Origin of the sequence: Paenibacillus contaminans, assembly GCF_003285015.1 — a bacterium.
In the GTDB taxonomy this organism is placed as follows: Bacteria; Bacillota; Bacilli; order Paenibacillales; family NBRC-103111; genus Paenibacillus_V; species Paenibacillus_V contaminans.
In genome coordinates this window covers 35,216-57,134 of record NZ_QMFB01000018.1, presented here as the reverse complement: position 1 = coordinate 57,134, position 21,919 = coordinate 35,216, and the positions used below count along the sequence as shown (strand labels likewise).

The window sequence follows — 21,919 nt, the reverse complement described above, 5'->3', positions numbered from 1 at the left end:
TACAGTCAAGTAGGCAACCGGTCTGTATCTGTGTTTTTCGTGTTGACACCTTGTGACATTGAGGGTATATTACTTATAAACCTGTTGGCAACCGGTATTTATGTTGTTTGAGCTGTAAAGGGAGGTCACGGTCATACATAGCAGCTAATGGTGATCTTCACAAGATATTCAACTGGGGAGGCATATGTCGAAAATGAAGGATTCGCTCGTTATGGGGCAAGAAATGAAAACGGTTCCGGGGCGATGGGATAGATTAAAACGGAGAATGTGGCGCGAACGCTTCATCTATCTTTTGCTGCTTCCCGGGGTGCTTTATTTCATCGTATACAGATATATCCCGATGGCCGGACTTGTCATTGCGTTTCAGGATTTCAATCCGTTCAACGAGAGCATTTGGGCGAACGAATGGGTCGGACTCAAGTATTTCACAAGAATTTTTGAAGATTCGGAAGTCGTCAAGGTAATTTGGAATACGCTGCAAATCGCATTCCTGCAAATCTTTATGGCCTTTCCGATTTCGATCGTACTGGCGCTTATGCTTAACGAAGTAAGGAACGGCACGTATAAGCGGATCGTGCAATCGATGGTTTACTTGCCGCATTTCCTATCGTGGGTCGTCGTCGCCGGTATTTTCGTCGTATTTTTGCGTGGAGAAGGCTTAATCAACACGTTCCTGGTCAAGGAGCTCAAATGGGATGCCATTCCATTCCTGACCGATCCGGTTTTGTTCAAGCCGGTCATTATTTTGCAAATTATTTGGAAGGAGTCGGGCTGGAGCACGATCATCTTCCTGGCGGCGCTCGCGGGCGTTAATCCCTCTCTGTACGAGGCGGCGGTCATCGACGGGGCGAACCGTTGGCGTCAGCTCTGGCACGTTACGCTGCCTGCAATTCGGAGCGTCATTGTCATCCTGTTTATTCTTCGGCTCGGCAATGTCCTGGATACCGGCTTCGAGCAGATTTTCCTCATGCTGAATCCTTTCAATATGGAATCCGGGAACGTGCTGGATACCTACGTGTACTATAAGGGCATTCAACAGGGAGACGTAAGCTTCGCAACCGCAGTCGGCATGTTTAAAGGACTGGTCGGGCTGGTGCTAGTCGTCATTGCCAACCGCATCGCCAAACGGTTCGGTGAAGACGGTTTATATTAGGACAGAAGAGGTGTGACTCTACAAGGATGAATAATAGAACCATTTCCGAAAAAATAACCGACGGCATAAACGTTGTGCTGCTTTTCGTAATCGCGGCTTCGATGATCTTTCCGTTTATCCATATTTTTGCCGTATCCTTCTCTTCCCTGAAGGACGTCTTGGAAAGAGATCTTATTATGTGGCCGCGGGAGTGGGTAACGGATGCGTATTATACGATATTGTCTTCCAAAAATTTCACCCGTTCCTTAGGCGTTACGGCGTTTATTACGGTTGTCGGCACGCTTGTCAATCTGTTTTTTACGGCGACGATGGCTTACGGGCTTACCCGTAACGTACTCGGTCAGCGCACCATTCTGATGCTTGTCGTATTTACGATTCTATTCTCGGCCGGGATGATCCCGACCTATCTGGTCGTCAAAGAAACCGGACTAATCAACTCGATTTGGGCGCTGATCATTCCCGGTGCGATCAGTTCCTTCAATCTTATCGTCATCCGGCAGTTTTTCCTGAGCATCCCGAACGAATTGAACGAAGCGGCTTTGATTGACGGAGCCAACGAATTGCGGACGTTTTTTTCAATCATTTTGCCGCTCTCCAAGCCTTCGCTCGCCGCGTTCAGTCTGTTCTATGCGGTCGGGCACTGGAATACGTACTTTGCCGGCATCCTTTATTTGAGCGATCCCGCCAAATGGCCGATCCAGGTTATTTTAAGGCAGATCGTCATTGTCAACGAGCCTACAGCCGCGCTCGGCCAGGAGGTCATGCTGCTGATGGAGGAGCCGCCGCCGCCGATTACGATTCAGATGGCCGCGATTTTGCTCGCAACGCTTCCGATCCTGATCGTTTATCCGTTTCTGCAAAAGCATTTTGCCAAGGGGGTGATGCTGGGCTCGGTCAAAGGATAGCGAACGTTTCGATGGGCATAACGGATCGTGCTGAGGTAGGAAAAACATTGCGCTTGGTTACGAACAATTATGAAGGGGTGTCGTTATGAATCGTACAAAAGTCGGTATTGTGCTTGTTGCCGCGTCCATGGCGCTGGCGGCTTGCAGCTCGGGAGGCAAAGAAGAGCCGAAAAATTCGCCGGCGGCGGGAGGCAGCGCGTCCCCTGCTCAAAGCCCGGCGGCTACGAGCAACAAGAATCATGAAATTAAAGGGATTACATATGTATTCGGCAATCCCGCTCCTTTGAACGGGGCCGGTCAGAAGGCGTTAAACGATAAATTCAACGTCGATTACAAGGTGGAGAAGGTTCCGCAGGAAAACTTCGTGGAGAAGCTGACTGCAGTCGTAGCCGGGGGTGAGACGCCGGATATGATCGGCTTCCGTCCGAACGATTTGACCTTGTTCCAGAAATGGGCGAAGCAAGGCGCGTTCCTGCCGATCGACGATGCCATCATCAATAAATATCCGTCCCTCAAAGCCGTTCCGCAGGAAGTTTGGGACCAGTTCAAAGTAAACGGCAAAATTTACGGCATTCCTTCATGGGCGCCGATCGAAGGCAACTCGTTCATGATTCGTAAAGATTGGCTGGATAACCTCGGACTGAAGGTGCCGACAAGCTACGAAGAGCTGAAGCAGGTCGCCATCGCCTTCACGAAGAACGACCCGGACAAGAACGGAAAGCAAGATACTTACGGCCTCGCCATGGGGCAGAACATCAATCCCGATTTTGCGATGGGGCCTTACTGGCAGGCGGGAACATGGTATCATAAGGATAAAGACGGCAATTTCATCCCGGGCATTATGTCCCAAGGCCGCAAGGAGCTCGTTCAGTTTTTTGCCGATCTGAACAAGGAGAAAGCGATTACTCCGGACTTCGCCGTATTGAACTGGGCCGACACGAACGCACAGTTCTACTCCGGCAAAGCCGGCGTCTTCCTCGTGGCGCCGCGCGGCATGTCGCAGGCGTATATGGAAGGCTTGCTGAAGCTGAACCCGGGCGCGGAGTTCGCCGTATTGGCTCCTTTTAAACAGCCGGACGGCAACCAGGGCTTCACTGCAGGAACGGGCTATGCGCGCTTCAACGCCTTGAACGCGAAGCTGGCCAAAGATCCGGAGAAGCTCGCCAAGGTGCTTGAAATGCACGACTTCTCTAGGAACTTCTATCCGGCCGCACAGCAGAACGCAGCGAATAAGGACTTCGATTTCTTCTACGGCGGCGAGGGAACCGGCTATAAGATGGAGAACGGCAAACGCGTAATGCTGAAGCCTCAAGAAGGCCTTGATCCGTCCGTATATTTCCAAGATAATACTAGCTGGGTACCTGCGGGAACCGATCCGGAATTCGACAAGGCTTATACCGAGCCGAAGCTGATTCAGGTCACTAAGGATTTGATGGCGCTTAACGGTCAAATGAAGCACTTCTACCCGCCGAATTACGGCGTCATCTCCGAAACCGAAACGACGAAGGGCGCCGAGCTCCAAACCTTCATGATGAACGAGCAAACGAAAATGATCGTCGGCCAGCGCCCGATCTCCGATTGGGGCGCGCTCGTAGAAGAATATTTGAAGCGCGGCGGAGCGCAGATTATCAAAGAAATGAACGAAGGAATCAAGGAACGCGGCTATAAAGATTTGGTTTGGAAATAAATGTGCAGGTTTTGTAACGGTTCGGGCTAACATAATAGCCCGAACCTCTTCTCTTTAGGAAGAGCGGGGGGATATCATGATAAACAGCGGAGTGGCAAACCGTTTCCATTGCATCGGGGTTCCCGTGCGCGCGGATGAAACAAGATCGGCGGCGGTTTGTACGGATGAGAGCGGCCGCGAACGGGTCGTCATTGTTGCGCGGGGTTATGCGCTTATTGTCGATCCTGTGTCCGGAGCTGGCCGGCAGCTCGAATTCGAGGAGGGGAAGCGGGATTACCCGTATGCGGCGATGTCCGGACGTTCCGGGTTGTTCTATACAGGCGCGGGGCCGCTATTGGCCGTACTGGACCCGTTCCGGGAAACGTTCGTATGGCGGCTTGAACCGGCTCCCGGCGAAGAAATTTCCGGTTTTGCCTTCGCGGAGGACGAAGACGGGTTCGTCTACGCCACGACATTCCCGAATATGAAGCTGCTGCGTCTGGATCCGCGTTCGGGCGAATGCGTGTCCTTAGCGCAGCTTGATGCCGAGCAGAAATACGCAATGTCGCTGGCTGCGGGAAATGACGGATGGGTTTATGCGGGAATCGGAACGTCAGCGGCGGGAATCGTCGCGTACCGCCTATCGGACGGGACAATTCGAACGTTATGCGGCGAGCTTCATAAAACTCGAGGAAGCGGACACGTGCATGCAGGCGAGGACGGGGCTGTCTACGGCAGTCTTCCTGCAGCCGATGCGGATATCGGCGGGGCGGCGGGAGCATCCGACGTCGGGTGGTTCCGGCTTCGCGGAGGAGAAGCGGAGCCGGTGGAAGCGGCGGCCGTTTCTCCTTCGGCGTATAAAGGCGGCGGTTACCGGAAGCTGCACAAGGAATTAAGCGGCGGCAGACGAATAACCGGGTATGAGCTTGCGGACGGAGAGCTCGTGATCGAGGAGCGGGACGGCACGCATACCGTATTAAAGCTGGACTATCGCGGCGGTGAGACTACGCTCTCGCCGATCGCGCTTGGACCCGACGAACTTGTATACGGGACATCGAATCATCCGCTTCATCTATTCCGCTGCAATCCCGTAACCGGCGGATTGCAAAACTTCGGCGGCAAAATGATCGAACGCGGAGGCGGCGGCAATATTTGTGCTTATGCCGTTCAAGGACCGTACTTGGCCGGCGCCGCTTATGCGGGCGGAACGCTCCATTTGCTGGACACGCGTCTCCCGCTGAGCGACGAGCCGGGACCGGCCCGCAATCCGAAGCTGGTGTACGCGGACGAACGCATCCACAGGCCGCGGAGCGCTATGCCGCATCCGGACGGCGAACACGTCGTCTACGGCGGCTTTCCCGGCTACGGCTTTGTCGGAGGCGCTCTCGGCATATGGCACATTCCCTCTCAGACGGTAAGGATGTACGAGCACGCGGAGATCGCTCCCTATCAGAGCACGCTCGGTTTAGCGGCGCTGACGAACGGCGACGTCATCGGCGGAACGAGCATCGAAACGCCGGGAGGAGCCAAGCCATTGGCTGAAGAAGCGGTGTTGTACCGGTTCGCTTGGGCGGACGGCCGCGTCACGGAGCGATGGACGCCGGTGCCGGGCGCCAGGGAAATTTCGCTGCTCGCGGAGGATGCGAACGACCGGATATACGGAATCACATCGAATTCGACGTTATTCGTTTTTGATCCGCAGACAGGAAACGTCCTGCTTCGGAAGGATTTGTCCGCCTGGGGGGTCATTGTCAGGCACGGCCTTATTCGAACGGTTTACAAGGGAAAAACGGTCATCCTGGGTCTGTTAAGCAGGACCTTGTATACGGTCGATCCGGATACGCTCGAGGTGAGCATGCTTGCCGGGCTGCCAAAGGAAGCAAGCAGCGGTATCGCCATATATAAAGGAAGCGTATTTTTCGGCTGCGGCTCCGAGCTCTGGAAATATGAATGGGAAGAAGGCGAATCGCAATGAGCTACTCACTGTCGAAAATAAATGCGGAAAGCATCCCCGAGCTGTTAAGCGGGATCGAAACGAGGGAAGCTTGGGAAGCGAAGCGTGAACGGATTCGGGCGGACTGGGAGCGGTTGCTCGGCAAACCTCCTGTCGAGGCGATGCATCGGCCGACGGGCAACAAAGGGAGCTTCGAGGTGCTGTCGGAGGCTGCCGAAGAGGATCACCGCAGGCTGACGATCGAGTACGAAGGCTTGGACGGCGACCGCATCGCCGCATTTCTGCTTATTCCTAACCGCGCGGGCTCAGATTTGCCAGGATGTCCCGCCGTGCTTGCGCTCCATCCGACTTCCCCGGAGGGAAAGGCCGACGTGTCGCTAAGCTCCGGCCGGGATAACCGCAGATACGGATTGGAGCTGGTGTCCCGCGGTTACGTGGTGCTCGCGCCCGATTCCATTACGGCCGGCGAACGCGTTTATGCCGGGGCGGAGCCTTACCAGACGGCGCCGTTTTATGTGCAGCATCCGGCATGGACCGCCGTCGGAAAAATGCTTGCCGACCACATACGGGCCGTCGATATTTTGGCGTCGCTTCCGGAGGTGGACGGCGATCGGATCGGCGCGATCGGCCATTCGCTCGGCGGTTATAACGGCTGGTTTCTTGCCGGCTTCGACCCGCGGGTTCGAGCCGTCGTGTCGAGCTGCGGCTTCAGCGTGTTCGCGGGCGATCCGGATCCGAACCGGTGGGGGCAGCGCGATTGGTTTTCGCATTTTCCGGAAATATCGGCAATGCTGCAGGAGGACCGTATTCCGTTCGAATGGCATGAAGTCGCGGCGCTGTCGGCGCCAACGCCGATGTTTATGTGGAGCGGGATCAACGACCGCATTTTCCCGAACTGGTCCTCGATCGCGGCGAGTATGACGGATTTGGATAAGCTATACCGTTTTATGGGGGCGGAGGACCGTTTCGAATTTTGGATGGGACCTGCGGGGCATGATTTTCCTCCTCAGGTACGGAGAATGGCTTACGAATTCCTGGACAGGCATTTATTGACAAACCCCTCCTAGTCCGCTGGAAAATATGGTATACTAAACAATTATGTATCCTTGGGAGCGGTTTTTAGTGTTAAAAAAACGCACTGAATTCGACGATCGTTATCAGCGGTTTCGCCGCGAGATCCGGAACCAAATCATCAGCTCGACGCTGAAGCCGGGGGATTTCCTCCTTTCGGAGGTCAACCTTAGCAAATTGTACAATTTAAGCCGGGATTCCGTGCGCAAAGTGTTGGCGGAGCTGGAGCAGAGCGGGTTAATCGAGAAAATACCCGGCAAAGGCAATATCGTCAGAGAATCGGAGCAGTGGAAAGAAGAAACCGTGCTCAGGCTTGTTTGCTTCGACGATTCTTACGAGATTCCGACGCTGCTGCAGCTGATTTCCGAATTCGAGCAGGAAAATCCGAGAGTGCGCATCGAGTTTTCCACCGTCTCCGAGAACGGCTACGGCGAGTACCTTTCCGATAAGCTCAGGGATAATGAAGCCCATGACATGATGGTCATTTCGGATTTGCACTTCCGGAAATTCGCGGATGAAGGGCTGCTGGACAAGCTGCATGCCAGCCATCCGTACGAATGGGCGCGCGAAGAGGACGTATACGGGGAAGCGGTTCGTTTGTTTCAGGACGGGAACCAGCTGAAGGCCGTACCGTTCGTTTTTTCTCCTGTCGTGTACGTAGTGAATAAGAATCTCGTCCCGGAAGCCGATCGGCTGACGATCGACGATTGGTCGGATTTGACCGACTTTGCCGTCGCTCATACGGTCAAGGACGAACAAGGCACTGTGCAGCATTACGGCTTCGGGTTTACCATAACCAATAACCGCTGGCCGCAGTTCCTTCTGCAGAACGGAGGAGGAATATTCGACGCCGAGCATCGGTCTATTTTCGGCAGCGGCGAAACGGTGGAAGCATTTCGTTATTGCCTGGATCTCATGTTCAATCGCGAGGTTTCTCCGGCCTCGATTTACGGGGGAACGCGAATCGTTGAAGACCTGTTCATGAAACAAAAGGTAGCCATGATCATCGGCACCTATCATTATATGAATGAATTCGGCAATCATTTTATGGAGTGGGACGTCGTTCCGGTCGTGCCGAGGAATAGTAAGAAGGCTACCCTTCTTCTCGGGGGCGCGCTGGCCATTAACGCAAGCAGTCCGCATGTTACGGCTGCCAAGCGGTTCGCCCAGTTCCTCGTTCGTTACGACTCGCAGAAGCAATTCAAAATGAACGGCTGCACCATTCCGGTTTTACGAAAGGTTGCCGAGGATCAAACGCTTTTCAATCCGGCGATCCATCCCCGAAATTATCATTGCTTCGTCGATATGCTGCCCTATGCGCATTCTATCCAGAGTTTAGGCATCGGCCAGCGCGACCTGGATCAGATCCAGAAGGAGCTTGTCCTCATGTGGATGAAGATGGAGGACCCGGAAGATTCGGTCAAGCGCATCGAAGAGCAAATGTTTCACCATGAAGGAAACGGCACGGATAACAACAGAGGCTATCTCAAGGTCTGAAGAGACCTGGGGGTGGCTTCTTTTTTTAAAATATTCACATAACAAGTGCTTATATTTCAACGGTAAACGCGCGCGTCCTTAGTCTAAAACTAGGGATTGATGACCTGGTGACGAAAGCAAAAACGGATGTCGTAATGGTTATGCAACGAATCATGCGCTTCTTAGTGTAGAAAACCTCATTGTTTATGAGGCTGTCCTCACTATTCCAAAGGTAAAATGCTCGTTTTCGCCCGTTAGTGAGGCAAACGAAACTATTCATTTCGTTTGTCTCACTAATAATTGCGTTTGCCTCATTACCTCAAGAAAATACGGATTTTCGGTTTGGAATAGTGATGTTTGCCTCACGAATAGTAACTTTTTCCTCATTATGAGGATCACTATCTCTTGCACGAACAAATGGCTTGCACCCTTAAAATTTATAGGATAAGCGTTGAAATAATATTAGTGTGTTGACCGCATGAAATGCAAGATTTGGGTGCTCGAGGCCTTATACGAACCCGCCCTTTCCACTGAGGATTCTCTCATGAAAAGCGCGGGCAGAAAACCTTAGATCAAATGCGGTCAAGGTACTAGTCTTACATCAAACGCGGTTTTCGGCGAGCGGAATATCGTTGACAACATTTTCTGCTCGGCATATACTGCAGTTATACGAGATGTGTAAACGATAACATACGAGAAGAAGGATGTTCACTTGCGGAAGCTAACGATCAAAGAAGTCGCACAGGAAGCGGGCGTGTCGACGGCTACCATTTCGCGCGTACTGAATAATAACGGTTATGTGAATGAGGATGTCAAGAAGCGCGTCCTGCAGGTCATCGACGAATTGAACTACAAGCCGAATGCGATCGCACGCAGCTTGAAGCAGGAGAAATCGCGGAGCATCGGGATCGTGCTGCCCGACATGACAAACCCGTATTTTATGAGAATGGCGCGTTCCATACAGAGCCGCTGCGTAGCCGAAGGGTATCATCTGCTGTTTGTCGATACGGAAGAAAGTGCGCGCAAGGAAGAGGAAGCTATCCATTTTCTTACGGAGAAAAGGATAGAGTCGCTCATCCTGGCCGGTACGGGCGAGAATCTGGAGCTTATCCGAAGCGTAAGCCGCTCGGTTCATGTCGTGCTGGTGGACCGCCGCCTGCCGGCTCTCAAGCTGGATACCGTGGCCGAGGATAACGCTCAAGCGTCAAAGACGGCAATCGAAGCTTTGATCGCGAACGGGCATGCAAGAATCGGCGTAGTCAAAGGGCCGGAGTCGATCAGCACAGCTTGCGAACGGCTCGAGGGCGTACTGCAGGGACTGGCGGAAGCGGGGCGGACGCTCGAACCGGAGCTTGCATTCGGCGGCGACTACTCGAGGGAGTCGGGGATCGGGGCCGCAAGGCATTTTATGGAAATGGCAGAGCCGCCGACAGCAGTTTTCTCATTGAACAATGAGATGACCTTCGGCTTGTACTTGGGATTGCAACAGCTGGGAATTCCATTGGATCGGCTTGAAGTCGTTTCATTCGGCGATTTGGAGTTCTCCTCCTTGTTCCGGCATCGCTTGTCGGTCATTACACAAGATCCGCAGCTGGTGGGAGAAGAGGTTGCCGATCTGGTCGTCAAGAAGCTCGGGATGAACGGCGGTGCGGTACAAAACCGGATTATTCTGCCCGGATGGTCGCCTTATCGAAAGGATACGAACTAACGCGAGACTAGAGCAACGCACACGCTGCGCGAAGCTTGAGTTGCGTGCAGTTCCCTGATTGAGCAACTTCCGTTACGCGAAGCTCGGTACTTGAGGACTCTACTCGCATATCTTCCGCTGTTCGAAGCTTGCATTGCATGCAGCTCCCTACTTGAGTAACTCCCATTACGCGAAGCTCGGCACTCGCAGGACTCTACTCGCATATAGCTTCCGCTGTTCGAAGCTTGCATTGCGTGCAATTCCCTACTTGAGCAATTTCCGTTACGCGAAGCTCGGCACTCGCAGGACTCTACTCGCATATAGCTTCCGCTGTTCGAGGCTTGCGCCGCGTGCAGTTCCCTACTTGAGCAATTTCCGTTACGCTAAGCTCGGTACTCGCAGGACTCTACTCCCGCACAGCTTCCGCTGCGCCAAGCTCGCGCCGCACGCAGTTCCCGCCGCATGCAGCTCCCGCTGCGCCGGCTCAATAAGCTGCTCCAATCGCGCACAGTTCCCACCATGCGCCGCACTCGCCGCGCTGTGCGGAGCTGCACGAATTTGCTGAGCTGCGATCTATATGTAAACGATAACACATATTTATTTATTTTCATGAAATAAGTGGAAGCCAGTATGATTACAAGAACTATAAAAAGCTTGTACCAATGGCGTGTAGTTATCCCACAGCTTGTTATCAAGCATGTGTAAACGATAACATATTAAGGAGGGTTTCATTTATGTTTATTTTGGATGTTATTAAGGAAAGTTTGCGTAACGAGGCAAATGCGCTTGGACGTTTGGCCGGCGAAGTCGGAGAAGAATATGTCAGTGCGGTCCAAATTATTTTGAATTGCAAGGGGAAAGTCGTTATTTCCGGAATCGGAAAATCGGGTCATGTCGGCAAAAAAATTGCCGCATCGTTATCCAGCACGGGGACGCCTTCGTTTTTTGTGCATGCTGCGGAGGCCGTGCATGGGGATAGCGGCATGATCGAGAAACGCGATGTCGTCATCCTTATATCCAACAGCGGGGAAACGGCCGAGGTGCTGAGCATGCTCGATGTCGTCAAACGAATCGGTTCGCAGTGTATCGCGATTACGAAAAACAGCGGCTCTACTCTGGCTGCCGGCAGCGAAGTCGCTTTGACTTACAGCTATGAGAAAGAAGCGGATCATCTGGACTTGGCTCCGACGACCAGCGCCATGCTGCAGCTGGCGATCGGCGACGCGCTTGCGGTCACGATTTCCAGGTTGAAAGCATTCGGGAAAGATGAATTTTATTTGTATCATCCCGGGGGAAGCCTCGGCAAAAAGCTGTCGGACCATAAGAACGAATCGAAATCGGGGTGAACGGGATGAGCATAGTGGTCATTGGCAGCTTTATGATGGATCTGGTAGTGCGCACGTTCCGAGCGCCTGCGGCCGGGGAAACGATTGTCGGGAGCGGCTTTTCCCGGTTTCCGGGCGGCAAGGGAGCGAATCAGGCGGTTGCGGCGGCGCGTCTCGGCGGGAACGTGACGATGGTCGGCATGCTTGGCCGGGACGAGTTCGGGGCGGAGATGCTGAGCGTCATGCAGCGGGAAAACATCGCGACGGAATGCATCAGGCGGCACGAAGCGCCTACCGGCGTCGGCTCGATCGTTTTGGAGGAATCGGGCGAGAATCGGATTATCGTCGTTCCCGGCGCGAATCTTGAATATTCGGCGAGCGATTTGGCGGAAATCGAGGATATCATTAAGGAAGCGAGCATGCTGGTCATGCAGCTGGAGATGGATCTGTCAATGACGGAGCTTGCAATCGCGACGGCAAGCAAGCATCATGTTCCGGTTCTTTTAAATCCGGCGCCGGCCGTGCCGCTTCATGACGGGCTTCTGCGCAATGTTGCCTATTTGACGCCTAACGAGACGGAAGCGGGAATTTTAACGGGGCAAACGGTGCGTACAATCGCCGATGCGGAAAAGGCCGCACAGGAATTGCGCAGCAGAGGAGCGGGATGCGTCATCGTTACTTTGGCTGCGAACGGCGCCCTTATTGTGGATGAGAACGGTACGAAACACGTCCCCGGCTACCGGGTCCATCCGATCGACACTGTGGCGGCGGGCGATTCGTTCAACGGCGCTTTAGCCGTGCAGCTCGTTTCCGGGACGCCCGTCGGGGAAGCGGTGCGGTTTGCCAATGCGGTAGGCGCCTTGACGGTTACGAGGGAAGGGGCGATACCGTCGCTGCCCTATTTTGCGGAGGTCGAACGTTTTCTAACAAGGCAGGAAAGCAAATCGTCTTAGATAACGGCTGCACCGCTGCCGCTGCTTATAAGCCCTGCTAATCCCCATCGTCCCCCTTTAGAAAAAGTCTGTAAGCCAAATGCGGCCTACGGGCTTTTTGCCGTCTCCGAATGACGCCAAAAAAATTTTTTCAATCCCACTGAACGATTCCCGAGCGGCCGTCGTATAATCAATGCATTCGAAATAAACAATGGATAAAAGGGTATTCTGTGCACGGAAGAGAGGGGGAGGCGAACATTTGGAAGCGGAAGAACGGGCCCTGATCAAACAGGCACAGCAGGGAGACCAAAAAGCGCTGGCCGCGCTGCTGCATAAGCACTACTCCTTCCTGGTGCACGTGCTGATTAAAATTACGCTGCAGCCGCATCTTGCCGAAGACCTCGCGCAGGACACAATGCTGAAGTGCATGGAGAAAATAAAGCTGTACAACGGGCAATCCAAGTTTTCCACATGGCTTGTTACGATCGCTACGCGTTTATATATCGATTCCTTGCGCAAAAAGAAGCGGGAGCAGGCGCTGCTGGCCGAAGAGCAGTCGCTGCGCAAGCTTAAATGGCAAATGCAGGGGCGCGGAGACGACTGGCCGGAGGTGCTTGACGCGCTGAGCGCACTGCCGAACGATATTCGCATGCCGATCATTCTCAAGCATTATTACGGGTACACGTATGACGAAATCGGGGGAATGCTGGACGTTCCGCCGGGCACGGTCAAATCCCGAATCCATAACGGCATTCAAACCTTGCGAAAGGAGCTGGTTACCCATGAAGCCGAACTATCCGAAATCCGTTAAACATAACGAAGAACGGCAGCAGCCGAGTGCCGCAGATGAAGCTTTCGAGCCGGAGGAAAGCGAGTTTATCGAAGGGATGAACCGCGGGCTGGAACTGCTGGAGCGAAGCGTTCCCGTGTTTCCTCCGAACGTCGAGCTGCTGGAACGGCAGCTGGCCGAGCATCGCCAGACTATACGCAGACGGCTGCAGAGGGATCTTGCTATTTTCCTGCTCGTCGCAATCGGCGTGCTGACCGGTACGATTGCCGTCTTGTCGAGCGCGCCCGTCGTATGGGTGGGCGTTCAAATTGCGGCCATGTTGGCGGTACCCGTGGTCATCGCGCTTCATCGCAGAAGGCGAGTGGAGGACGTATGACCAATCCGGAGCTTAACGGAGAGACGCTGTACATTTTGATCGCCGCATGTGTCGTTTTACTTATACAAGGAAGCTGGCTTTTTGTCGATGCGCGAAAAAGAGGGGCTTCTCCATGGCTTTGGGGACTATGGGGACTGATTCAATGCCCTATGCCGCTAATCGTGTACTGGTTTGTCGTGCGCAGACCGAGGCGTAAATCGAAAGACGAATGGAACGATTGACATATCGGCGTAGGAAGATTACATGGGAGGGATCAAAGATGGATTCGATCAATTGGGGATTAATCGCTCCGCTGCTTGTCATCCAGTTCATATTGATGGTAACCGCGCTTGTCAGCTGCGTCAGAGCGGAACGGACGAACGGGCCGAAATGGATGTGGGCGCTTATCATCTTGTTTATCAGCTTGATCGGTCCCGTGCTGTATTTTACGGTCGGAAGGAGGAACGATTGATGGCGCTTCTTCAGGTAAAAGGACTAGTGAAACGGTTCGGCGAAACGACGGCCGTTCAAAACGTGAGCTTCGATATTACGGAGGGGCATTGCGTAGCGCTGCTTGGGCCGAACGGCGCCGGGAAAACGACGACGCTGCAAATGCTGGCGGGCCTGCTGACGCCTACCGACGGAAGCATCGCGTTTCCGGGCATCGCCGCAAGGGATTTGCGGCAGCATATCGGCTATTTGCCGCAGTACCCGGCATTCTACAATTGGATGAAGGGCCGCGAGTTTCTCGAGTATGTCGGCAAGCTGGCATTCGTGCCTGCGGCGCAATTGAAGGAGCGGACAAACGAGCTGCTGGAGCTCGTCGGGCTGGGCGCGGCCGGTAACCGCAAAATCGGCGGTTATTCGGGCGGCATGCGGCAGCGGCTCGGCATCGCGCAAGCGCTCATCCATAGGCCGAAGCTGCTTATGCTCGACGAGCCGGTCTCCGCGCTCGATCCGATCGGCCGGCGCGAGGTGCTCGATATGATGCGGCTGATCCGGAAGGAGACAACCATCCTCTTCTCGACCCACGTGCTGCACGATGCCGAAGCGATTTGCGACGACGTGCTGATTATGCATCGCGGAGAGATAGCCGCGGCAGGAAGCCTGCAGGAAATCAGGGAATCGAACAGGCAGCCGATCGTAACGATCGAGTCGGAGGAGGAGCTGCCCCTGCATAACTGGGCGGCAGCGGTCAGCTCGCAGAACTATGTCAAGGAAGTGGAACTGAGCGGCAGAACGGCCCGTATTTATGTAACCGACATCCGGGCGGCCAAACAGCCGCTGCTGGAGCATTTGGCGGCCGGACGGGTACCGGTCTTGAAATTCGAAGTGGCGCAAGCGTCGCTCGAGGATTTATTTATGAAGGCGGTGAAAGCGTGAGCCAGTGGATGACTTTATTCGGCAAAGAGATGATGGAGATGAAGCGCAATGCCAAATGGCTGTGGGTGCCGCTCGTCTTTCTTGCGCTCGGCATCATGCAGCCGGTGACGACCTACTATATGGCGCAAATTCTTGAGAACATGGGCGGCTTGCCGGAAGGGACCGTCATCGAAATGCCGGTGCCAGCGCCGGAGCAAGTGCTCGTGCAGACGCTCTCTCAATTCAGCTCGGTCGGCGTCCTCATCATCGTGCTTGCTTCGATGACGGTCGTATCCGGCGAACGGGCAAGCGGAGTGGCCGGGATGATTATGCTGAAGCCGGTCCCCCACGTTTCTTACATTACGGCCAAATGGGCGGGGCTGCTGTCGCTTACGTTCGTATCGTTCGCGGCAGGCTACGGCGGCGCCTGGTATTATACGAATCTATTGTTCGGCTACGTGGATATGGGCCGCGTCGGGTTAAGCTTTCTCGTATACGGCTTGTGGCTTGCGTTCATCGTGACGCTCACGGTGCTGCTGAGCAGCAGTCTGAAGGGCAGCGGCGGAATCGCCTTCATGGCGATTGCCGCGGCGATGGGGTTGTCGATCGCCGGAGGCTTGTTCGCCAAATATATGCGGTGGAGTCCTTCAAAGCTTGCCGATCATGCGGGTCTTTTGTTGACGCAAGGCAAGGGAGGCGCGGGCTTCGCCCTTTGCCTGATCGTTTCGTTCGCGCTGATTGCGGCGCTGATCGTGTGCTCGGTGCGTATTTTCAAAAGCAAGTCGTTATTTGCGTAAAGCCTGTAGCTGCATAGACAAAGGAGTAAGCGGCAATACATCCGACTCCCCCCTCCGCGGAAAGCCGTTTTCTTCTTCCATTATCGTAAAAAACAGAAACGCATAGGGTCTACGACAGCCGATAATAGATTATAATAGACAGTAACGAACCATGATGTCCGATACCGATCGTCAGTCCCAAATAGCGCTTAAACCGTCGAACTCGCCGCTATGTCGGACAGCCCGACGGAAAAAAGCATTTTTTTTCGCCGGATAGGCCTTGGGTATTGGACACCTCTTCATTTTTTTAGTACGATATTCACAACTGCTAGTTTGCTAGAAGTCTTCGCAGAAGGAAGCACGGAGGGGGAAAACCCATGCTGCGTTTGGGTTCCAAAATCGTAATCATTGCCGACACATTCGAGCAAAATTTGCCTATCGGGGAATACGGGTACATTATTGCGCATGATCGCAATGTCGACAACGTTTTTGAATACGTAGTGAGAGTTCCGAAGGTAAATAAGCACTTTTTTGTTGTGGGGAACGATATCGAGTCGGAGGAGCTGCTGCTTCAGCAGGAGGCCGACCGGATCGAACGCGAGGCACTGATCGATTATGCGCTTGCCACGAAGAATGAACCGTTGTTCCGCTTTCTGATGAACGGGGAGTCGGCGGAGGCCGTGCAGGAGACGAACAGCGAAGTCGCCAGTACGGAGGATTTTATCAAGCAAGTGAATTTGCGGGCTTGGATCTGATAGCGCGCATACGTAAAGTCGGCCTGGCAGCGTGAGAGGTTGCTCTCTTGTTGCGCAGGCCACAATAACGATTGGAGGAATTTCTTTCATGAATCGCGATAAGCTTGAATCTTTGAAAGCGCTCTACGGCTTTAAGCCCTCTCCGGCCGCGCCTCCCGAACGTCCGTTCATCGGCGTGAAAGTGAACGGCACGATTGCATATGTTTCGGGCCACTTGCCTTTCACTGGCGGCGAGCAGCTCTACAAAGGACGTATCGGCGATAACGTGACGATCGAAGAAGGTCAGAAATCGGCAGCCCTGTCCACGCTTAATTGCCTGGATGCGCTCGATCAAGCAGTAGGTCTTGAGAATGTCGCCGAAATCGTGAAGGTAACCGGTTATCTTTGCTGCACGGAGGCGATTACGGAGCATCCGTCGATCATGAACGCCGGCAGCCAAGTGCTGGTGGAAGTGTTCGGCGAAGCCGGCAAACACGCGCGCGCCGCGCTTGGGATTCACACGCTGCCGCTCGGCGCTTCGACGGAAGTAGAGATGATCGTAAGCTTGAAAGCGTAAGTGAATAATCCGGATCGGCGGAGCGCCGGTCCGGTTATTTTTGTTTCTCAGAAAGTATATCGTGGAAGCAGCTCTCAACCTCGGTAAACGCGCCTGTCCTTAAGCGTATGCTTACGAAGTCGCTTTCTTCGAAAGCGTTTAGGACGGCGAAGCCGTTTATCCTTGTTGCGGCTGTACGGAAAGGAATGCCAATCAGAGTTGTCGAATACGTTAAGCAAAACGGGATGGGCTCGACAAGAGGTGAGAAACCGTTGCTGGAAGCGGTCGGAAAGTTATTGGCAAGCAAGCGCTTCGATGAAGCGATATTTCAACTGGAATGCTTGTCGGCAAACGGGACGTTCGTGCCCGCACAGCTGCTGGCCCAAATTCCGAGCAAGCTGCTCGTTAAATCCCCGGTACTGCTGCATGCCTATGCGGAGCACTTAACCGGACAAGGGAAGCTCGCGTTAGCCAAAACGTATGCGCTGCTTGCCGTAAAAACGTTTCTTGAGCAAGGCTTGAGCGCCTCGTTTCAAGCATCTTGCGCTCTGCTGGCAACGATTCACGCCAGGCTGGGGGAACTAAGCGAAGCGGAGGTCGTGCTGCTCCAGCTGCACGACGAAAACCTTCGCGCCGACGAAGGGCAGTCCGGTTCGGTGCTCTTGGCGCTTGCGGAGCTTGGACATCTGATCGGACTGGAGGAAAGCCGCAGCGCCGAACGCTACTGCCAAGCGATTCTCCTGTTCGAGCGGGAAGGACAGCCGCGCCTTGCTTGTACGGCGGCATTTTGCAGGCTGTTCGCCGGCGTTTATACGATGGACTGCGGAGTGTGGGAAGACGGGCTGTCCGATTTGCGCAGAAAGCTGAACGGCAGCGGCCTTGCCGGTGAATTCGATAGCCGCTTGCTGCTCCTCGAATGCGCATATGCAAGCAGAAGCGGGAACTGGGATTACCTGCTTGAACTTGAACGGGGGCGGGCGACGGCCGATGTGAAGGAGCTCGACTACTACCACGCCGCATACCTGCAGCTTTTGGTATTGCGGGCAAAGCTTCGTACGGGGAAGCTTGCCGATACGCAGACAATCGATGAATGGGAGCATGAAGCAAGCGATGTGCGGATGCTTTGGCTTTACTCGTGCGCCAAGCTGGAAGTAAGCTTAGCCGCGAAGGACGACCGGCAGACGAAGCGATGGAAGGAACGGCTTTCCAGCCTGCGCGCAAATGGCGGTGCGCCTCCGCCGATCGAGCGGCTTGCCTTGTCGTTGGAACGGGATGCGGAGCGGAATATCATGCAAACGGACGATCATTCTGCTGCCGTCCGAACGTCTATTCCGTGGAAAGTGCGATGCTTCGGCGGCTTTGGCTTTTTCCGGGAAGGACAGGAGGTGCAGCGACTCGTTTGGAAACGAAAAAAAGCGTTCGAGCTGTTCCTCTTTTTGCTGCTTCAGCCGGGCTACGCCGCTCCGAAGGACCAAGTGGCCTCCCTTCTTTTTAACGGGGACGAGAACGAAGGCAATAAAGTATCCAATCAAATATACGTTTGCGTTCATCAGATCAGGCAGACGGCGGAACGTTTTCTCGGACTGGAGCAGGCGGTTGTCGTCAAGGACGGTATCGTCCGCTTGAGCGAAGCCGGATTCGATTATGTGGATGTGGAGAAATACCGGACGCTCGTCAAGGTCGGGGAAAACCTGTGGGGCTCGGGAGAACGGGAGCTTGCGCTAGAGCTGATGGAGGAGGCGTCCCAGTTGTACGGGGAACTGCTTCCGGCTTCGTTGAACGCGGATTGGCTGGAGCTTGTCCGAGAACAGTTATCGGATTATCAGGAAGGGCTGCTGCACAAATTATGGGATGCGGCTTACGGCGCACGGCAATACGATCGGGCGGAGACGGTTGCGAAAGCATGGATACGTCTCGTACCCTTCAAGGAGCAGGCTTATCATGCGATGATCCGCTCCGTATATGAGCTCGGACGCAAGAACGAGGCGAAGGAATGGTACGGCCGTTTGGAAGCGATGTGCCGGGACGAGTACGGCGTTATGCCGGACCCGGGGCTGCGAACGAAGCTTTTCGGTTAAACGCTTCGGTTATCGATGTCGAAGAGGGCGTTCGCAGCTTTGCCCAGCCTACGAATAGCCGGTTAATTGACGGCGGCTGCCGGACCGCGATCTTCGCATAGAGGCAGGGAGGCAGCGCCTTCCTAACGGATTGGAGAGGCGAGAATGGAATGGGATGTTTCCCGGCAAGCGGAATGGCAAATGAAAAGCATATTCGGCCTGGAGAAGACGATCGCCGGGCAGCTTCGGGAAGCCGTCCGTCAATTGGATGAAGCGGAGACGCGCTTGGACGATATGGCGACCGCCGTGACGGAAGCGTGCCTTAACGCAGTCGAGCATGCGCATGCATGCGACCCGGAAAAGCTCGTACGCGTTACGATGGGCGTGTCCGGCGATAAAATCGTCTTTCGCATATACGACGAAGGGCACGGAATCGGCCTCCATGTCGGAAAGCTCGGGGGTTCGGCTCCATGGGAAGCGGAAAATCCCCGGGGCTGGGGGCTGTTTTTGATTGCATCGCTGGCAGACGATTACCGTTTCGGCTCCGAAGGCAGTTTGTCTTTTATCGAAATTCAATTTCAACGTGGCGTGAGAGGGGATCGTGATGGAAACGTCGTTTGAAGCGGAAATCCGCAGTGCGGGCAGCGCGCTGATAGTAGATATGAAGGGAGACTTGACGAAGCAGGCGGAGGAAATGCTGATGAATCTTCATGCGTGGGACCAGCCGCTTGGCGAAGGGCGAACGAGCCTGATTTTGAACTTCTCCGGCGTGCCTTATATAAACAGCGCAGGAATCGCCCTTCTGATCCGAATCGTCCGCGGCGGGGCGAAGGCGGGCCGTCAAACGTACGCGTACGGCATGAACGCCCATTACCAGAAGCTGTTTAGGATCGTCGGATTGACGACCCATATGCTAATATACCCCGATGAGTATGCGATAAAAACGAAGCTGGGACTTATGTAAAAAAAGGCCGCTATGGCATAACGCCGATTGTTTTTGTCATGCGGCCGGTATCGCTGACGGCGTACAGGCTAAGCTGTCGTTCGTCCGGTTATGCTTTCAGCTTGACGGCGTAGTCCCGCACCATCTGCTCGGTGACCGTTTGGCGCGTCGGAACGATGCCTTGCCGTGCCAGCTCGTTGATCGCCGCCGTTGCTTCATTAATTGCCGCGACCGAGAACGCTTCCCCGCGCAAGCATTTGGCTACGGCTTCCTCGATATGCCGCTCGCGCAATTCGTCCAGCCGGTTAAAGTTTTCGATCCGAGCGGCCTGGCGGCGCGAATGTTCGGAAATGGCGTAATGTACGCTCATGTCGTGATGTCCCCTCTTCTAATAAATAATTTTCATTCCCTACAGAATAGCATAAAAAAATGCCGCTGCGCTACAGCCGGCATATTTCTTTCGGGCAGTTGTCGCAGTGGCATATGTTTTTTAAATAATCGATATTTTTGATCGTAATGTAGCCGTTCGCATAATCGATAACATCCGCTTTGCGCATATCGGCGAGCATCCGGTTTACGCTTTCGCGGGCGGCTCCGATATATTCGGCAAGATCCGTATTGGTCAGCTTCTCGGATATGAAAATGTCGTTCGCATTCGAGACGCCGAACGTATTGGCCATACGGATCAGCGTCGAGCAGAGCGCCCCGGGTTTGCCGTAAAGCATGATGTCGCGGAATTTCGTCTGCGTCATGCGATGCATGAGCCCCATCCACTTCATAAACTCCACCGCCAGCTCTCCTTGCTGCCAAAGCAGCGACTCCAAATCGGATTTCGGAATCGTCCCGATCCAGCTGTCGTCGACGGCGAATGCATTGAAGCCTTGCTTGGAATCGAAGTAAGGGTCAAGCTGCCCGAGAAAATCCCCTTCCTGGAACATATACATCAGAAATTGTTTGCCTTCGCTGTTGGACTTCGTCATTTTGACCCGTCCCGACCGGATATACAAAAGCTTATCCGCCGCATCGCCCTCCCAGTACAAATAAGTACCCGCCGGCACCTTCGCCATCGTCATCGCATCGATCAGCTTCTGAAAATTTTCCTGCGAGAAACAGTGTGAATTGCGGATCGGACAGTCTGCACGCGCAGTCGGTACGTTCGTCTCCATTTCGAATCCCTCCCGGCTTTACCCCTAGTATACCGAACCTCGGCAGCTCTTTTTTGTGATGGATGTCACAGTTTGCGGCGCGTTTGACGAATATCGTACGGCGGCCGTTTCCGGTCACAAATGTTTAACATTTACTGTGACCGTTGTCACAGAGCGGCATTCGGGCGCACCGTACAATGTAGCTATCACCGGTCCCGCCTCGTTCGAAGGCCGAGGCCGAAATCGCGAACGGAAAGGAAGGCAGCGCTATGAGCAAACGCAAGGATAAGCACGATGATCACGATTTGAGAGGGACGTTCGCATCGGTTATGCTGCTGGGTGCATTCCTGGTCATAACCTGGGTGGCGGTATTTTTCTTGTTTATCGCACGTTCGTAGCGAGAACAAAGCTTTTTTATACCAATATAAAACGCAAGGGAGGAAGTAAAGGTCTCCGGGAACGGCCGGCTCATTACCGCAACGAACGGCTCCCGCGTCGTTTCCGCACTTGACTGGAGTCAAGGGCGTCCTTTACGCAAACCATGAACATCCACCGTCTAGAAAAAATGTGGCTGACATTCGGCCTCGTCATGCTCGGCGTATTTCTGCTCGTGCTCGGCATCGGCACGTTCGCAAGAGGGATGGCGCCGCCAACCTCGGAGCATCATCATTCGATCGACCCCGAGAAAGTGATGGAGACGCCGCCGTTCGACAAACCGGGACTCGAGAAGATCGGCGACAACGAATATAACGCCTATATGGTCGCCCTCGCGTTCGGCTTCAACCCGGAGAAGATGGAGGTTCCGGCAGGAGCGACGATCCATTTTCAAGTGACGAGTCCCGACGTGGTGCACGGCTTTCAAATTCCCGGAACGAACGTCAACATGATGGTCGTGCCCGGTCAGGTCAACCATTTATCGTATACGTTCAAAAAGCCGGGCGAATATTTGATTATTTGCAATGAGTACTGCGGCGTCGGTCATCAATTCATGGCGACGACGATCATTGTGAAATAGAGAGGATGATAAACGAT

Annotated in this window: 24 protein-coding genes; 22 read left to right on the top strand and 2 right to left on the bottom strand. The window is 54.1% G+C overall.

Annotation, left to right across the window (positions count from 1 at the left end; all coding sequences use genetic code 11):
- The first annotated feature begins 193 nt into the window (after nucleotides 1–193).
- The 20 genes from DQG23_RS26500 (at nucleotide 194) to DQG23_RS26405 (ending at nucleotide 19,763) form a co-directional block, all read left to right on the top strand.
- Nucleotides 194–1,153 carry an ABC transporter permease gene (locus tag DQG23_RS26500; RefSeq protein WP_113034052.1) on the top strand — a complete coding sequence of 320 codons (960 nt, stop codon included), beginning with the start codon at nucleotides 194–196 and terminating at the stop codon, nucleotides 1,151–1,153.
- Between the two features lie 26 nt (nucleotides 1,154–1,179).
- Nucleotides 1,180–2,058, top strand: coding sequence for a carbohydrate ABC transporter permease (locus DQG23_RS26495; RefSeq protein WP_113034051.1), 879 nt, complete (start codon nucleotides 1,180–1,182; stop codon nucleotides 2,056–2,058).
- Between the two features lie 85 nt (nucleotides 2,059–2,143).
- Entirely contained in the window at nucleotides 2,144–3,745 is a 1,602-nt protein-coding gene (locus DQG23_RS26490; RefSeq protein WP_238178036.1) for an extracellular solute-binding protein, read from the top strand.
- A 76-nt stretch (nucleotides 3,746–3,821) separates the two neighbouring features.
- On the top strand, nucleotides 3,822–5,699 hold the full coding sequence (locus tag DQG23_RS26485; protein ID WP_113034050.1) for an NHL repeat-containing protein: 1,878 nt from the start codon (nucleotides 3,822–3,824) through the stop codon (nucleotides 5,697–5,699).
- The gene (locus tag DQG23_RS26480) at nucleotides 5,696–6,745 is read left to right on the top strand and encodes an alpha/beta hydrolase family protein (RefSeq protein WP_238178035.1); all 1,050 of its coding nucleotides are present in this window, start codon (nucleotides 5,696–5,698) and stop codon (nucleotides 6,743–6,745) included. The genes DQG23_RS26485 and DQG23_RS26480 overlap by 4 nt, the downstream gene beginning before the upstream one ends.
- Nucleotides 6,746–6,800: 55 nt before the next feature.
- The gene (locus DQG23_RS26475) at nucleotides 6,801–8,246 is read left to right on the top strand and encodes an extracellular solute-binding protein (protein ID WP_158560700.1); all 1,446 of its coding nucleotides are present in this window, start codon (nucleotides 6,801–6,803) and stop codon (nucleotides 8,244–8,246) included.
- A gap of 691 nt (nucleotides 8,247–8,937) precedes the next feature.
- Nucleotides 8,938–9,933, top strand: a complete 996-nt coding sequence (locus tag DQG23_RS26470; protein WP_113034048.1) for a LacI family DNA-binding transcriptional regulator — start codon at nucleotides 8,938–8,940, stop codon at nucleotides 9,931–9,933.
- A 713-nt stretch (nucleotides 9,934–10,646) separates the two neighbouring features.
- Entirely contained in the window at nucleotides 10,647–11,258 is a 612-nt protein-coding gene (locus tag DQG23_RS26465) for a KpsF/GutQ family sugar-phosphate isomerase (protein WP_113034047.1), read from the top strand.
- Between the two features lie 5 nt (nucleotides 11,259–11,263).
- A complete protein-coding gene (rbsK, locus tag DQG23_RS26460) occupies nucleotides 11,264–12,190 on the top strand; it encodes a ribokinase (RefSeq protein WP_113034046.1) in 927 nt (308 codons plus the stop codon).
- A 238-nt stretch (nucleotides 12,191–12,428) separates the two neighbouring features.
- Entirely contained in the window at nucleotides 12,429–12,980 is a 552-nt protein-coding gene (sigY, locus tag DQG23_RS26455; protein ID WP_238178034.1) for an RNA polymerase sigma factor SigY, read from the top strand.
- Nucleotides 12,952–13,335, top strand: coding sequence for a YxlC family protein (locus DQG23_RS26450; RefSeq protein WP_113034044.1), 384 nt, complete (start codon nucleotides 12,952–12,954; stop codon nucleotides 13,333–13,335). The genes sigY and DQG23_RS26450 overlap by 29 nt, the downstream gene beginning before the upstream one ends.
- On the top strand, nucleotides 13,332–13,556 hold the full coding sequence (locus DQG23_RS26445) for a hypothetical protein (protein WP_113034043.1): 225 nt from the start codon (nucleotides 13,332–13,334) through the stop codon (nucleotides 13,554–13,556). The genes DQG23_RS26450 and DQG23_RS26445 overlap by 4 nt, the downstream gene beginning before the upstream one ends.
- A 38-nt stretch (nucleotides 13,557–13,594) precedes the next feature.
- Nucleotides 13,595–13,786 carry a PLD nuclease N-terminal domain-containing protein gene (locus tag DQG23_RS26440; protein WP_113034042.1) on the top strand — a complete coding sequence of 64 codons (192 nt, stop codon included), beginning with the start codon at nucleotides 13,595–13,597 and terminating at the stop codon, nucleotides 13,784–13,786.
- Entirely contained in the window at nucleotides 13,786–14,697 is a 912-nt protein-coding gene (locus DQG23_RS26435; protein ID WP_113034041.1) for an ABC transporter ATP-binding protein, read from the top strand. The genes DQG23_RS26440 and DQG23_RS26435 overlap by 1 nt, the downstream gene beginning before the upstream one ends.
- Entirely contained in the window at nucleotides 14,694–15,473 is a 780-nt protein-coding gene (locus DQG23_RS26430) for an ABC transporter permease (RefSeq protein ID WP_113034040.1), read from the top strand. Before DQG23_RS26435 ends, DQG23_RS26430 begins: the two co-directional genes overlap by 4 nt.
- Before the next feature lie 356 nt (nucleotides 15,474–15,829).
- Nucleotides 15,830–16,207 carry an ATPase gene (locus DQG23_RS26425; protein WP_113034039.1) on the top strand — a complete coding sequence of 126 codons (378 nt, stop codon included), beginning with the start codon at nucleotides 15,830–15,832 and terminating at the stop codon, nucleotides 16,205–16,207.
- Between the two features lie 88 nt (nucleotides 16,208–16,295).
- Complete coding sequence (locus DQG23_RS26420; RefSeq protein WP_113034038.1) at nucleotides 16,296–16,763, top strand: RidA family protein; 468 nt, start codon at nucleotides 16,296–16,298, stop codon at nucleotides 16,761–16,763.
- Nucleotides 16,764–16,948: 185 nt separating this feature from the next.
- Nucleotides 16,949–18,820 carry an AfsR/SARP family transcriptional regulator gene (locus DQG23_RS26415; RefSeq protein WP_158560699.1) on the top strand — a complete coding sequence of 624 codons (1,872 nt, stop codon included), beginning with the start codon at nucleotides 16,949–16,951 and terminating at the stop codon, nucleotides 18,818–18,820.
- Nucleotides 18,821–18,964: 144 nt separating this feature from the next.
- Complete coding sequence (locus tag DQG23_RS26410; protein ID WP_113034036.1) at nucleotides 18,965–19,420, top strand: ATP-binding protein; 456 nt, start codon at nucleotides 18,965–18,967, stop codon at nucleotides 19,418–19,420.
- Nucleotides 19,404–19,763: an STAS domain-containing protein gene (locus DQG23_RS26405; protein ID WP_113034035.1), complete on the top strand. Its 360-nt coding sequence runs from the start codon at nucleotides 19,404–19,406 to the stop codon at nucleotides 19,761–19,763. Before DQG23_RS26410 ends, DQG23_RS26405 begins: the two co-directional genes overlap by 17 nt.
- A gap of 88 nt (nucleotides 19,764–19,851) precedes the next feature.
- Here DQG23_RS26405 and DQG23_RS26400 read toward each other — a convergent pair whose 3' ends face one another.
- Complete coding sequence (locus DQG23_RS26400) at nucleotides 19,852–20,112, bottom strand: DUF2533 family protein (RefSeq protein WP_113034034.1); 261 nt, start codon at nucleotides 20,110–20,112, stop codon at nucleotides 19,852–19,854.
- A 70-nt stretch (nucleotides 20,113–20,182) separates the two neighbouring features.
- Entirely contained in the window at nucleotides 20,183–20,908 is a 726-nt protein-coding gene (locus DQG23_RS26395; RefSeq protein ID WP_113034033.1) for a Crp/Fnr family transcriptional regulator, read from the bottom strand.
- A gap of 248 nt (nucleotides 20,909–21,156) precedes the next feature.
- Between DQG23_RS26395 and DQG23_RS26390 the strand changes: the two genes are divergently transcribed.
- Nucleotides 21,157–21,285, top strand: a complete 129-nt coding sequence (locus tag DQG23_RS26390) for a cytochrome c oxidase subunit 2A (RefSeq protein ID WP_113034032.1) — start codon at nucleotides 21,157–21,159, stop codon at nucleotides 21,283–21,285.
- Between the two features lie 143 nt (nucleotides 21,286–21,428).
- On the top strand, nucleotides 21,429–21,902 hold the full coding sequence (locus DQG23_RS26385) for a cytochrome c oxidase subunit II (protein ID WP_113034031.1): 474 nt from the start codon (nucleotides 21,429–21,431) through the stop codon (nucleotides 21,900–21,902).
- Nucleotides 21,903–21,919 lie beyond the last annotated feature (17 nt).